The 13867-nt window shown below is 43.5% G+C and carries 8 protein-coding genes; 3 read left to right on the top strand and 5 right to left on the bottom strand.

The window, feature by feature from the left end:
• Positions 1-512 precede the first annotated feature (512 nt).
• From Pan161_RS16110 to Pan161_RS16095, 4 genes are all read right to left on the bottom strand, one after another.
• Positions 513-1181, bottom strand: coding sequence for a class I SAM-dependent methyltransferase (locus Pan161_RS16110; RefSeq protein ID WP_145228619.1), 669 nt, complete (start codon positions 1179-1181; stop codon positions 513-515).
• 55 nt (positions 1182-1236) lie between these two features.
• Positions 1237-2163, bottom strand: a complete 927-nt coding sequence (locus tag Pan161_RS16105) for a glycosyltransferase family 2 protein (protein WP_197995339.1) — start codon at positions 2161-2163, stop codon at positions 1237-1239.
• A gap of 57 nt (positions 2164-2220) precedes the next feature.
• Positions 2221-3900 (bottom strand): hypothetical protein, encoded by a 1680-nt coding sequence (locus Pan161_RS16100; protein ID WP_145228618.1) that lies wholly within the window; start codon positions 3898-3900, stop codon positions 2221-2223.
• Between the two features lie 404 nt (positions 3901-4304).
• Entirely contained in the window at positions 4305-5888 is a 1584-nt protein-coding gene (locus tag Pan161_RS16095; protein ID WP_145228617.1) for a hypothetical protein, read from the bottom strand.
• 916 nt (positions 5889-6804) lie between these two features.
• Here Pan161_RS16095 and Pan161_RS16090 point away from each other — a divergent pair.
• From Pan161_RS16090 to Pan161_RS16075, 3 genes are all read left to right on the top strand, one after another.
• Complete coding sequence (locus tag Pan161_RS16090) at positions 6805-9285, top strand: hypothetical protein (protein WP_145228616.1); 2481 nt, start codon at positions 6805-6807, stop codon at positions 9283-9285.
• Positions 9286-9916: 631 nt separating this feature from the next.
• The gene (locus tag Pan161_RS16085) at positions 9917-10819 is read left to right on the top strand and encodes a YybH family protein (RefSeq protein WP_145228615.1); all 903 of its coding nucleotides are present in this window, start codon (positions 9917-9919) and stop codon (positions 10817-10819) included.
• Between the two features lie 61 nt (positions 10820-10880).
• The gene (locus Pan161_RS16075) at positions 10881-12302 is read left to right on the top strand and encodes a hypothetical protein (protein ID WP_197995338.1); all 1422 of its coding nucleotides are present in this window, start codon (positions 10881-10883) and stop codon (positions 12300-12302) included.
• 79 nt (positions 12303-12381) lie between these two features.
• On the opposite strand, the gene Pan161_RS16070 is transcribed toward Pan161_RS16075, so the two are convergent.
• A complete protein-coding gene (locus Pan161_RS16070; RefSeq protein ID WP_145228612.1) occupies positions 12382-13866 on the bottom strand; it encodes a neutral/alkaline non-lysosomal ceramidase N-terminal domain-containing protein in 1485 nt (494 codons plus the stop codon).
• Position 13867 lies beyond the last annotated feature (1 nt).

Genomic DNA, 13867 nt, shown 5'->3' with positions numbered 1-13867 from the left:
ATAAACAAAAAATTTAATCACAAAAGAAGTTCCAAGTACTAATAATACTCGCATGTAATAATTAGAAAATTCAAGGGTGCTAAGTACTAATAAACTCGAATATTCAAGAAGCCGAAACGAACCATTTGTAATTGCGAATTGAATAAATTGAGTTGTCACAGGTACATCGGTTGATGAAAAAACAAACCAGCGACATCCAGAAAAATTAAGAAAATAAGTCACTGTCAACGCGACTGCAAATGAGGCCGACTCAGAAACTCCTAGATAAAATAGCCCAAATGCAAGCCCGAGATTCGTGACCAGGCTCACGATAATCAGCATCACATATCTTACACTCTTGTTATAAATTAAACTGGTAATTTGCACTTGAATCTACTTCGACTTACAGAAGTTAAAAACAGATTGAACCTATGCGGAAGGCTTTTGTGCAACCATGATTAATGATAGTCCTATCGGAGGCCCCACGAATCGATCAATTTTTTTAAGGATGGGGATCATTCGTTTAATTCTTGCTAGTTGACGTGTTGACATGGTGCGAGAAAAATTAGCTTGTTTTTCAAAATTCTGCTTTTGATAAAATAAGGAATAACACCAAAAATATTCATGTAATGAATATTTATGATCTGCCATCCAGATTGAATCGCCTTTTGTTTTAACTCTGACTTTACATAGCGTCTAAAATGAGCTGATGCGATATCAACGCTGCCATAAAGCCAGCGGCCGGCTGGTACTTTTATCAATAAATACCCGCCCGGTTGTACCATTTTGAGAAATTGATTTAAGAGGGCCTGATCGTCTTCAACGTGTTCTAAAACGTCAAAACAGACAATGGAATCAATGTTCCTGCACGCGATTTCTTCCATATTATCATCAAGATCAAGCTGCGCACATTCTATATGAGGATCGTCCGCGAAACGATGTTGAAGAACCTTCATATTTTCAGGGCTTAAGTCAACCGCAAGTACATATTCTGCATACGCACTGAGTTGTTCCGTTGCATTCCCAATTCCACACCCCGCATCTAATATTCTTTTTCCCAGCCAGGGAGCCACCAATTCGATTGACCATTGATAGTACGGGGTAAGTGATTGCATACGCGAGAGTGCTGCAAGATGCTCCGCCTCCAGAGGAAGCTTTCTGGTCACTTGATCTGAATTATCAGTATTAGAATCAGTCGACATACAGGTCTATTTCCTCGCTTATTCTATCACCTTTATTAGCTTATTAAGATGTGGTTTAGTTTTGACTTCTCTTATCAATCATATCTGCCAAAAGTGCAAAAAAAGTGGTGTTCATACTAAACATTAACAGCATGATGGTTTTATCAGTGATATTCTGCAAAATGAAGACGTCGTAAGTAACCGAGATCATGAAAGCGATCACTTGAACTGCTGCAAAAGGGCCAAAAACTTTAAGAGGCGCAAAGTAAACCCCCAAGCGAATAATCAATTGCAAAAAACGAAGCGTGTCTCGAATAGGTTGAATTTTTGATTTACCTATTCTGCGAGAGTAATTGATTGGTTCATAATACACGCTGTATTTATTTGTCAGATGTGCCATTGTGATTGTCGTTGTAAAACTGAATCCATCGGGCAAGACACTCAGAAACTTCTCAGCTAAGCTGCGTTTAAAGACGCGCAAACCGGAATTCAAATCGGGAATGTTTCGACCAGCAATCCACGATGCATAATGCTTTAAAAAATACTTTGGGATTTTACGAAGCGTAGAATACTCTACATTTTCACCTGTCCTTGACCCCACGACCATGTCGTAATCTTTCATGAACGCTAATAAATCCCCAATGCGATCATTGGGGTAAGTTCCATCGGCATCAGTAATGACGATGTAATCATAATTAGCATGTCGCACGCCGGTTTTTAGAGACGCGCCATACCCCTGATTGGTCTCGTGCTTCAAAATAGTGATTTCCGGATGATGTTCCTGCAGGGACTGTAGTGCGGCACTCGTACCATCAGTTGAACCATCATCAATCACAATCAGTTCATGTGGCCCAAAAACAACTAGAATTCTTTCCAATTCCACAATGGCATCAGGCAGTGCCTGCAGTTCGTTATAACAAGGCACAATCACAGTAAATGGATCTGAGACCGAACTGAGTTGATCTTTTATTTCTGATTTTTCATCTAAGGAAATCATATCCATGACATTGTGACTTCTAAAACTAAGGTACTAAATATCCTGATTGCAAATCTAGATTCTTCATTTTTGTTTTCGACGAAATGGTATCAATCTGATTTTTGGATTATCAGCCTCAATAAGCCAAATCGAACGATCTTTAAAATAACTAATCAAATCTGTATTTTTTTTCGGCTCTAAAATTCGTGCCCAAACGACTTTCGAATTGTCTATATCTGCTTCGTTATAGACCCATTCGTCATGATGGATGTGATCTCGATTATATTTCACCAGTATCAGGTGTTTTCCTTCAACGCTGTCGAGTTTTTTCGAAATCTGTTGTCTAACCAAAGCCCAACTATACCTGGACGATCCTGAGGCAGGTTTCCTATAGTCGGCAAATGACATGATTGTTGTCAGGGTTGATAAAATCAGTACGGTAATTGGCAACAATTGTCCAACAAGACGCAAATTTCTTTTCCATTGATAGACATATCTTAAGCATTCGATTTGCAACAAAATCAATAAACATCCAATTGGGGCAATGTAATGTGGATGCCCTCTTGTACCTTGAGAAACGGTAGCCGTAATGACCAGAAGCGAGATTAGAAGAACAAATAAATTCTCACGATTCCTAAAAAAAGCACAGATACCGAAGAAACATATCAATACGACCGCATAAGATCCTGAATAATATAAAATAAATCTCCATAATTTGACCCATAACTTAACTTGAAATGGTTTAGATTGAAGCGCAAATTTGGGTTCTGGTTGGTTATCATCCAAATCATAACTATAAATTGTTCGAACGGGTTGTTGTCCGGAAGTTTCTTTATTAACCGAAAATATGAGACTGTCGAATGTTTTAGAATAGTATTGATCAACCCATACCTTATAAGGAAATGTCAATGGATTTCCTGTCACGCGATAATTGTAATACCCCATCCATAAAAAAGTGAAAAATAAGATCACAAACATGGGGGCTATTATTCTAGAAACAGCAACTGACCAGCCTGGTTTCTGTTTACCGAACAGCCAACACAAAAGCGCAATAGCAATTGGCAAAGCGGCTAAAAGCCCTTCATATGGTCGACTATTAGCGAGTATCGCTAATCCGAGAGCCAAAATGACTGATGTATTAACTCGTGGTTTTTTCTTTAAGCGCGGGTACGCTCCAAACAAGAGCGCACCTCCTAATAAGGCAACTTGTCCTCCCCAATAACATTGCCCCCACGTAATCAAAAAAGAAGAATTCAGAGTCGCTAAAAATCCACCATACACGGCCCATCTTCTAGGCACCCAACCACAAAGCATCCAAAAGATAGCCCCGTTGGCCGCAGCCAATGCTATCCAGGAACCGACAATTGGTAAGTCAAATAGAACTTGCCCGACAGCAAGAAAGGCTCCCTGCGCAGGAGGATATTTCGATTGATATGAGGGCTGCTGGATAATATGAAAACTTTCAAAGTGTTCCCATAAAGGATGTGTCGGATTAGTTAGTCTGCCTGAAGCAAATGTATCAGCCGAAAGTAAATAAGCATATTCATCGTGAATAATCGGGTAAGGAGAATGAATATATAACCCCAAAAATAATTCCATTAGAAAAGTGAGGCCTGCAAAAAGCAAAACTCCTCCTACCACACTATGAGATAATTTGCGCAATAAGAACCAGAAAGTTTTTACAAATCTTGTAGTCAATCGCTTACAAAATACTGCAATCAGAATTGAACAAACTATGATAATCAGTGGGAAATGGATATTCATGCCAGCTGGTTCTCAATAAGCCTCTCTTCACAGTAAACGGGAATAAAACTTCTAATGGAGGGTGCGAGCCATTTTTCAGGGAACTTTTTATACCCTGTAATCAATGAGGGTATGAGAAATTCATCAGACTAATTCCCCATCACCGGAGATATTGCTTTAGGCTTTTGCAAACTGGGCAATATAATGGAGTTCTTTCCTGCAATAAACGATCTCTTGAAGGGATTAACGAGTTCATACAAAGTGTATCCGTTTGTTAACATCTATAAAAATCTCGTTACGAACCTGAACGGGTCGATATACCGGGGTGTATTGAGAAATTTCATTACCACTCTGAATTAGCAAGAATGATGCCAGATCTCGTTTCGATTCTCGCAGAGAGATTTGTAGTTTTAACGGGGGGGAGCCTATTGACGATGATTTATTTGATTTTGATCCAGGAAGTATAAATTTAATTCACAAAGCGAATTCACTCCCGAAATATGTTTTTGAAACGAATTATCTGTCAACGCTGGCCTGATCTCCTTGAGGGGAGGAAAGATACTTTTTCCCAGTTTGTGTTTCAAAAGGTCAAAATTGATCGTCCAGAACGGTGATTTGAAATAAGTATTGACGTTTTCATTATGTGCTCCCTTGAAGTACTCGATGGCGTTGAACGGAGCACTGAAAGTCAGCATATTGACACTCATCTGGCAGCAGGTGCTGACCAGTAGTGTCAGATAGAGAAAGCCTTTCAATATCAAATTGAATTGCGTAGAGGGATGGTCTAGAAGACAGAGTACGGGGAGGCTCAGCAGAGGCAGAATAAACAGCAGATAGCGTGGTCCGTAGCACCAATCGCCTCTCCAGTTGATGAAACAGGAATTAGTGATGTAAAAGACAAGAAAGACGATTAATACAAATGAAAACTCAAAAGTGTATTGTTTCAGAAAACTTCTGAATTTAAACAGGGAAAAAAACAATAATGGGAAATACAGAAAGATGCTTTTTTGACTGTTAAACAGATATCCATACATCCCATTGAATGGATTACCTGAGAGAAAATGTTTTTCCTGTTCCCATTGCGCATAACCAGTCGTGAACGGTGCGCCAAAACGGTACCAGTTAGCCAGGCAGACCAGGGTAAGGAGACATGTCAGAAAAATGGCGAACGCAGCCAGGTAATGTTTAAAAGCATAGAAAAAACGTACTCGAAAACTTTGTTGCTGATCTGGTTGAGATAAGATATCCGCCCAGAGAATCCATAATAAAGTAACGGGAACAAGCAGTATAAAGACCAGTTTTTCCAGTACAAGAAGACTGCAGAAAACCAGGATCAATACAAAATGAGTACGTGAACTTTTGAGATTCCCCGTCAGTTTCCAATGTTTGAATCTGAGCAGGCTGTAATACAATCCCAGAAAGAAGCAAAGCTGGAAAATCTCAAAAGTTTGTGCTCTGAGATAATTCCAGACGAAGGTTCCGAAAAGACAGGCAAGGACATAGATTGCCGCTACTTTTGCTGAGTGGTTAAAATTCAATGCAATTAAATACAAGTAAGCGGCGATCAACAGTGAGATCAGAATGTTATAAAGATTCAAATAGAAAACTCTGCTTTTTCGCTCGTGCACAGTCATTTTCTGGACCTCGACGAGTGGTCCTTCCAGACTGCGTTCTAACAGCAGTGGAGGTATATATAAAAACGTATTAAGGATTCCATATTTGGGATACCACTCTCCTTGCGCTTCATTTTCAAAAAAGTATTGTCCTCGTTCACCAAAGTTCTGAGCAATCGATTGATCAACATCAAGGTGACCCGAATTGATCAGCTCTGTGGTTGAATAGCGAACGCTGATCGCATCCCCAGAGTAAATTATTGCAGGTTGAAAGAGGACGAGAAGAAAAACGATGATCAGTGACAGAATCAACCCGCAACGGAGATTGAGATTTGTAGAAACTTCAAGTTCATTTCTAGCTGGGTAGACTGTGGTTGTGCTCAGAGATTCTTGCACGATACTGACCTGGTTCCTGAATGTGTTCTTAACAACTGCTGAGTTTGACAGCGGCTGCAGGGATATCGAAATTAAGTCCAGTCAGGTTCGATTAGCAATTCTTGTTCCGTCTACCAAAATCTCTTTCTGTCTCAACCCCATCCAGTGATTCTATCGGAAATTCTCCCTTGAATAGAAAACATTAAATCATCATGTATCGAAGACCAGAATCTGAATCTTTAGTATTGGTTGTTTTACAATATGGTAAGAAGTCTCCACGTTGATCTGATTTCTATGACTATTCGATATTTTCCTTCAGAGGTACATATTTTGCATAGATGCTAATCACTTAATACAGAAAATTAGCTCATATGAAATAATTAAGGATTATTATCAGACCCGGTATGTCACATCCTGCGGCTAATCAGAACATGGAAATCCCCTCTGGGCGAGGTTATAAATTACCTGCATTGATGTATATCGCATTTTTTGTTGTCTTAATGCTACGATTCGTTACTCCGACACACGATCTAAACGACGATCCTTCGATGTCGCTGGTCGTATCAGGATACGGATACGCGATGGGACCTGCCGAGTATTTAATCTATTCGAATATAATGATCGGGGTTCTTTTAAAAAATATTAGATAAATGTGCCCCATTGGTGCTCAGGTATGGAGGTTACCTGCTGGTAGTGCAGATGTAGTCTCCATGCATATGAAATTCAATAATATGGCTTTCTCTTCTGGCCAGTGAGAGTATTCCCAGTTCATAGATATTTGAAAAATGTCAATCACAATTAATTCAATATCAAACAGGCAAACGGTATCGTGATGCAGCCATCTCTTCATCTCAAACAGAATATATCCCACTACCTGATAGTGATCATTCTGATTCTATTTACAGTTCTTTGCAGCGCCCGGCTGAGTGAAATCTTGATGTATAATCCCGATAGTGCAGACTACGTTATCATGGCTCGGGGTCTGATCAATGATCTTGAATACCGGCAAATATATTCTCCTGAAGAGCCATTCTTTACATTACGTCCTCCGGGGATGTCTCTGCTGCTCATACCCGCAGCTCTGATTGCGCCTTACGATGTCATTATGGCAAAAATAACGGTCGTGATTACCGCTGTCTTCATGCTGGTTTTGTTTTATGGTCTGATGTGTCGATTAGAAGACTCGATTTCAGATTCTGATCTCAAGCAAGGGAAGCGATTCCATTGGCCTCAGCTTCTGCTGACACTCCTCATCGCCTCTAATCCGTATATATTGCTGTATTCCACGCTGATGATGACTGAAGTTCCATTCATTGCCTGCACTCTGGCGGTGTTGTATCTGATTGCCCGTGATTCAGAAACGATATCGAAGCAACAGCTGTTTCTCATGACATGCCTGCTGATATTTCTGCCGTTACTGAGAACAATTGGAATCAGTCTGGTCCTGGCTATAGGGCTGTGGTCAATCACCAGTCGAAAACGCTGGCCTTATCTGATCAGCGTATTCTGTTCGCTGGCTGTGACTGGAGCCTGGATGTTGCGTAACAGCGCGCGTCAATCGGTGAGTTATTCATCTGTGCTGATGGATGAATTCAAAAAGGTTGGGGTCCTCGGAATGATGGTGAGTATGGTCAATCGAGTGTTAACTCACTTCGAGGGATTATGTCAGAAAATCTTTCCGGGGATGCCGGGCGAACTTCCTGAATACGAACGTGTGGTATTGAATGACAACTTTGTACTGCCGGGGTCCCAGTTAATTTATCTACTGGTAAGTCTGATTATCATTTCTGTAGCGGTGTATGGAATGCTGAAAAAATGGAGCAGAGGGGGGGCTGTCAGTTTTTATTACCTGCTGCTTACCTTTTTCATACTTTCGGTCTGGCCGTGGTTACAATTACGGTTCACACTGCCGCTCATTCCTGTTCTCCTGGCATACTTGCCATCTGGAATATCTGCACTGGGAGCCAGAGCAACGCCGTTCGTTGTTTGGGGGAAACGGGTTCTGGCCGGGGCTCTGATTCTCGGATGTTTCATATTGGGAATCACACAGATCAGTACCGATCTGAGGCTGGTTGATGCAAATCAGAAAATGATTTCAATGGGAGACTCGTTCTACGAGACCGAATTTCCCGGGCATAATTTCTGTAATTTCGTTGCAGCCGGAAACTGGATTCAGAAACATTCGGATCCCGCAGCTCGGGTTTTGACCAGGCGGACTGATACGGCGATCAGCGCACATCGATTTCAGCAATTAGCCCACCTGGAGTTGTTTAATGCTGAAGAACTTCATCAACAGATTCAGTCTTTCTCAGCGAAGTATCTGGTGTGTTATGATCGTAATTATGTCGGAGCGTTTAAATGGTATTTACTCGATTCTGATCCGGTTTATCGGCTGACCCCCGTATATGCAGAGAAAGGGGTGATGGTGATTGAAGTCCAGCCAAACTATGAAGGAACAGTGCGCCATCAGTACTGGCGTGAAGAGGAGTCCATGGAAATTGCCCGACGGGCTTATGAGAAAAACCCCGACCAGTTCTCCTGTCAGATAGGGTATCTTGAACAATTGCAGGCAGCACAGAAATATCAAGAAGCTATTGAACTGATTCAGGAACTACAGAAAAAACAGATCAATGATGTTCGCATCGTTTGCTTGCAGGGGTGGGCGTATGTCGGGATTAAGCAGTATGAAATTGCATTGGATGAATTTCGGAAAGCTTCTTTAATGCCAAATTCCAAACTGCATCGAGGTAATATTCAGCGAGGTTATGAATATGCCCAAAAGATGTTGGAGCAGAAAAAAGATTCTGACCAGGGGCAGAAGGACGCTGAGCCCGATAAAGATCTTGTAATCGCCGGGAATTACTGGAAACTGGCGCGATATGAGCATGCGATGAAGTATGTACAGAAAATTCTGGAATCTGAAGTGGCAACAGAACAAGACAAGGATAGTGCTCGTATTTTACAGGCGAGGCTGTATTTGGTTAATGGCCATCCTGATCAGGCTCTGTCCGGGCTAAAGAAAATCAGTGATACTGAGCACGAGGATGCGTCGACCCTGGTGACTATGATTCAACAGGAACAGTTCTTTAATAAACTCTTTGAAGGGCAGAGCAGGTCACCCGAATTTCAAAATCAGCGGTGGGATTCAGAAACACGAGATTCCCTATTAAAACTGGCAGCAATTTATCAGTCGGAGGGAGTTCCCGGGAAAGCACTCAGGCTTCTGGGACGTGCACACGAGTATGATCCGGATGATTCAGAAGTCCGAAAGCAACTGGCAAAATTGCAGTTGTTCTATAACATGCTTTCGCATGCAGAAGAGAACTATCTGATTTTGAAACAACAGTTTCCCGATGATCAGGAGATTCAGGATAGTCTCTCTAAAATCGAGCAGATCAAAACAGTTCCCCACTTCTAATGAAATCGGAACGCGATATCCCAATCGCTCGATTTCACCAGACTGGACACTGTCTAGAAGAATAAATCTGGAATGGCTGGCTGAAATTGCTTTAGATTTCTGGTTACCGTTAAGAACGCTCAGATAGCAGGTGAGCTGGACTTCGCACAACATCACATATGAATAACTAATGATGTATGTTTTCTGAATTCTGATTTTGATATTTTGATAAATCCCGAGCTTTGCAGGAAATGAATTCTGGCGAAACTGTTCCAATTATGCGAAACTGAAGCAATCGGGGGCAAACCCAACTTCTACTCTCAATGCATAAATTCTCTCACCTTTTTCTGGATGTGTTCAGTGACAGCCATTTAACATCTTTGCAGGATGACTAGTGCATCTGCAGCCAGGCTGCTGGCAATGAGTATCGGGATGCTCCAATTAACCTGCAACTGGGATAGCTGTCGTCTTTTCAGGGTATTTAGTATGAGTCCAAGTTTACGGTAGCGTCCTCCAGGGGCATAAAGCCCGAGAATAATAGTACGACAGATTCGTTGATTAAGAGCGATGCGATCTAATTTTGTTCGGTAATGAATTCCGGGGATCTTCCTCGGATTTCAATAAGAAAACTGTAAAATATGGAGATACAAGAATGCGTCAAATGAAATTTCTGTTGCTGTTTCTGTTCTGGGGAGGAGTGTCAGTTTCTGCTGCGGAAACTGATTCAGATACGCCAGCTCCCTCTGCAGATGAAACGGCTATTCGCGCCGCGATAAATTCTTATAAGACCGCATTTGACAAAGGAGATGCCAAAGGCGTCGCTGCGCATTGGACTCCAACGGGGGAATTTGTGACACCGGCAGGTGAAACATTGACCGGACATGATGCTCTGGAAAAAAGCTTTACCGAATATTTCAAAACAACACCTGACGTGAAAATGGAACTGGATAGTGTTGGGATTCAGTTCATTTCACCCGGTGTTGCTGTTGAAGAAGGGGTGGCGCGGGTGCTGATTCCTGGACAGGAACCGGAAGTGACTGAATATTCGGCAGTCCACGTGAAAACACCTGCAGGCTGGAAGCTGGATAGTGTCAAAGAAACAGAAGTTGTTGTTCCTCATTCACATTATGAACAGCTCAAACCTCTGGAATGGATGATTGGTACCTGGGTTGATGCCAGCGATGAATCGACAGTAGAAACTATCTGTCGCTGGACAAAAAACAAAAATTTCATCACCCGTTCATTCAAAGTGCATATTGAAGATCGTGTTGAGATGGAAGGAACACAGGTCATTGGCTGGGATCCGGACAAACAGACCATTCGTTCCTGGTTATTCGATTCAGAAGGTGGTTTTGGAGTAGGCATGTGGACACAGAAAGAGAACCAGTGGACGATTCGCACCCTGCAGGTTCTGGCAAATGGTGAAAAAGCATCCGGGATTAATATCATGACAAAAGTGGATGAGAACAAGTTTACGTTTCGTTCTCTCGGGCGTGAAGTAGATGGTATCCTGCTTCCTGGAATTGATGAAATTACAGTGGTGCGTCAGCCATAAAGACTATGACAACATCTGTCATCGCGATCAATATTTTATGTTATTTAAAGGTGAGACAATTATGAAAACTCCCTGTATTGCAATACTTGTGGGAATTCTTTCCCTCTCTCTGATCTCCGAAGATATTTATGCCCGTGGCGGCCGCGGAGGTGGAGGAGGAGCCCGCGGGGGCGGAGGAGCCCGTGGCGGTGGAGGCCGCAGCTTTAGTGGAGGAGGCGGTGGCAGGAGTCCTTCGATGAGCCGGCCGCAACAACGACCGTCTGCATCGCGTCCCACCAGTAGACCCAGTGGGGGAAATCGACCAAATCTCAATAACCGACCTTCTACTGGAAACCGTCCGAATTTCAATAATCGTCCCGGTGGCAATAATCGACCCAATTTGGGAAATAATTCCGGTGGCGGAAAGCGTCCGAATCTGAGTAACCGACCTGGTAGTGGAAATCGCCCTGATTTTGGGAGTCGTCCCAGCCAGGGGCAGCTACAGGACTTTTTGAATTTACCTGGTAATGGCAGCTCAGGAAATCGCCCAGGAAGCGGCAATCGTCCCGAGATCGGAAATGGTTCTAATATTGTGAACCGACCCGGCAGTGGGAAACCGCCGGTGATTGGTAACCGACCTGGAAATCGCCCCGGGGATGGGAACCGTCCCGGTAACGGAAATCGACCTGATATCGTCAATCGTCCCGGTAGTGGCGATCGAAATAACATCAATGTCAGAAATAACCGAGGACCTGGTAAGAATAATATTTCGATCAATCAGATCAATAAGAACAATGTTCGTGTCGGAAATAACGTCCGGAATAACTGGAATGGTCGTCACGTGAATGCATTTAACCGTTCGTGGTGGACGAATCGTCCTGGTTGGAACAGCCCTGCCTGGCGTTATCAGCATGGCTGGGGGCGTTACCCTGCGGGCTACTGGTGGCGACCTGTGACTGCGGTTGCTTTGACCGGCTGGTTCACCGGCTGGTGGAATACCCCATCCTATTATGATTACGGTGAAAATATTTACTACCAGGATAACTCGGTCTATTATGGAGATCAGCCCGTCGCGACAGCAGATGAATATTATCAGCAGGCGGTGACTTTGGCAGACTCGGTTCCGAAAGATACATCAGATGCTGCAGATGATCAGACAGACTGGATGCCACTCGGAGTGTATGCGATTACCAATGCGGATTCAGAAGAGACTAATATGGTTTTACAGTTGGCCGTCAGTAAGGCAGGGGTGATTGCCGGCACTTTCTACAATGATATCACGCAAGTATCTCACCCTGTCGAGGGAATGGTGGAGAAGGAGAATCAACGGGCATCCTGGCGTTTCTCAGATGGCTCCAATCCCGATCTGGTGATGGAGACAGGGATCTATAATCTGACGAAAGATCAGACCGATGTGCTGGTGCATTTTAATGCGGAAAAGACGCAGACCTGGATGCTCGTGCGTCTGCCGGAACCCGAGGGGGACGGTGATAAAACCAATTGATTGAGTTTAATCAGCGGCGGCAAATAATAGATACGGATGATCTGAACTGTTTCAGATCATCCGTTTTTTAGTGCGTCGGTTAATTTTTTTGTGTTGAAGACTGTTTGTCTTTGAGCGAATGAAACAGTTTCAGCAATGTTGAAACGATTTTTGTGGTCGCATCTTTCTCAACATAATTGGTTCCCAACCAGGTTTCATAACCACCCCAGCGATGTTGTTCCGGCGTCGGTAAATACCCGAAGGAGCCATTTGCCAGTTCGATCGTAAATGTTTCAGCAAAGGGACTGCGGTCTTTCAGTTCCAATCCGGTTTCCGTAAACGTTTCAAACGGAATCGCAGCGATGCCGAGATCGCCAATGCGAATGGTCTGAAGTGGGATCTTAATTTCATCAGGGGCGTCTTTCAGACCAGCAATTCGTTCCGCATAGATTTCTTCTCGTGAATGACGAGTGCGTGACTTATTTTTAGGAGCAGATGTCACTTTTTCAAAATGTTCCAGCATTTCAGGGGTCGGTTTTCTGAGTTTCAAAGGCAGGTTGGCAGTCATTGCGCCGAGCGGAACCCAGTCATGAAATTTGATCTGCTGGTGTGCTTCTTGAACCCGGCTGGCTACCTTCTCAGCGACTTCCTGCATTTTTTCATATTGTTTATAGCGACGACCGTTCTTCTGAGTAAAGTTGATGTTATTGACATCGCCACTGGTCCCATTGGACAGAATACCGACAAAAGGAGGGTGTTGATTTTCCCCATTCAACTTTTTGGTGATGATCCGCGCAAAGTAACCAAAATAGTCCGCTGAAATTTCACCGGAACGAACTCCCCCTACATAATGCAGTGAATAATTGGCAAGCAAAGCGATGGGGCGCTGATCCAGACTCTGAATTGAGATAAAGCTGATTTCCGGATCAGTAGGACCTGCCGGACGGTCCAGCGCTTTGTGAGCCCGCGGCGGATTCATACGTACCCGGTCGATTCCACCAAATGGATTGGTCAGGAGGCTGGTGTCATTCACAAACCAGCGGCGATTGTGAAGTTCTGATGGTTCATCCACCTTGCCCCACCCAATCCGAGCCGGCTCTAACTGATATAGTGCACGCTGGATACTATCGGAAATCCGGCTTGCCAGAAACTTCTGGTATTCGGTGAACTCAGTCTCACGAATGACCTTGGACGGCCCACGAGCAGTGGTGGCAGAATGCGTGTGCGTTGACGCCAGCAACATGTGGGACTTGGGTATGCCAGTTGCCTTATGTGCCTGTTCCTTCGCCAGATCAAAAACGGACTCCGGAATACCTACATTATCACATAATACAATGGCCACCTGGGTCTTGCCATCATCGAGTACAATACTCCGTGCATGCAACTCGTCATGGACTTGTGTCGCCGGGATTGGTTTCCAGCCGCCGACGATCAGCTGGCCCAGCGGAGGAGTGATATTACTGGTGGCTGCACCGGCTTTGAAAACAGTTTGCTTTTCGGTAGCAAGACAGGGGGGCGAAGCTACCAGGCAGATCAGAAATAACAAAACAAGGACTGAGTTTCGTTTAAAACTATCTTTAATCATG

Origin of the sequence: Gimesia algae, from assembly GCF_007746795.1 — a bacterium.
Taxonomy (GTDB): Bacteria; Planctomycetota; Planctomycetia; order Planctomycetales; family Planctomycetaceae; genus Gimesia; species Gimesia algae.
The sequence above is the reverse complement of the archived record's forward strand: the minus strand, read 5'-3'. Positions and strand labels throughout refer to the sequence as shown.

Coding starts and splice junctions, on each gene's coding strand:
- Pan161_RS16070 (WP_145228612.1), bottom strand. CDS start 13,866: ATGATTAAAGATAGTTTTAAACGAAACTCAGTCCTTGTTTTGTTATTT.
- Pan161_RS16110 (WP_145228619.1), bottom strand. CDS start 1,181: ATGTCGACTGATTCTAATACTGATAATTCAGATCAAGTGACCAGAAAG.
- Pan161_RS16100 (WP_145228618.1), bottom strand. CDS start 3,900: ATGAATATCCATTTCCCACTGATTATCATAGTTTGTTCAATTCTGATT.
- Pan161_RS16085 (WP_145228615.1), top strand. CDS start 9,917: ATGCGTCAAATGAAATTTCTGTTGCTGTTTCTGTTCTGGGGAGGAGTG.
- Pan161_RS16090 (WP_145228616.1), top strand. CDS start 6,805: ATGTATAATCCCGATAGTGCAGACTACGTTATCATGGCTCGGGGTCTG.
- Pan161_RS16075 (WP_197995338.1), top strand. CDS start 10,881: ATGAAAACTCCCTGTATTGCAATACTTGTGGGAATTCTTTCCCTCTCT.
- Pan161_RS16105 (WP_197995339.1), bottom strand. CDS start 2,163: ATGGATATGATTTCCTTAGATGAAAAATCAGAAATAAAAGATCAACTC.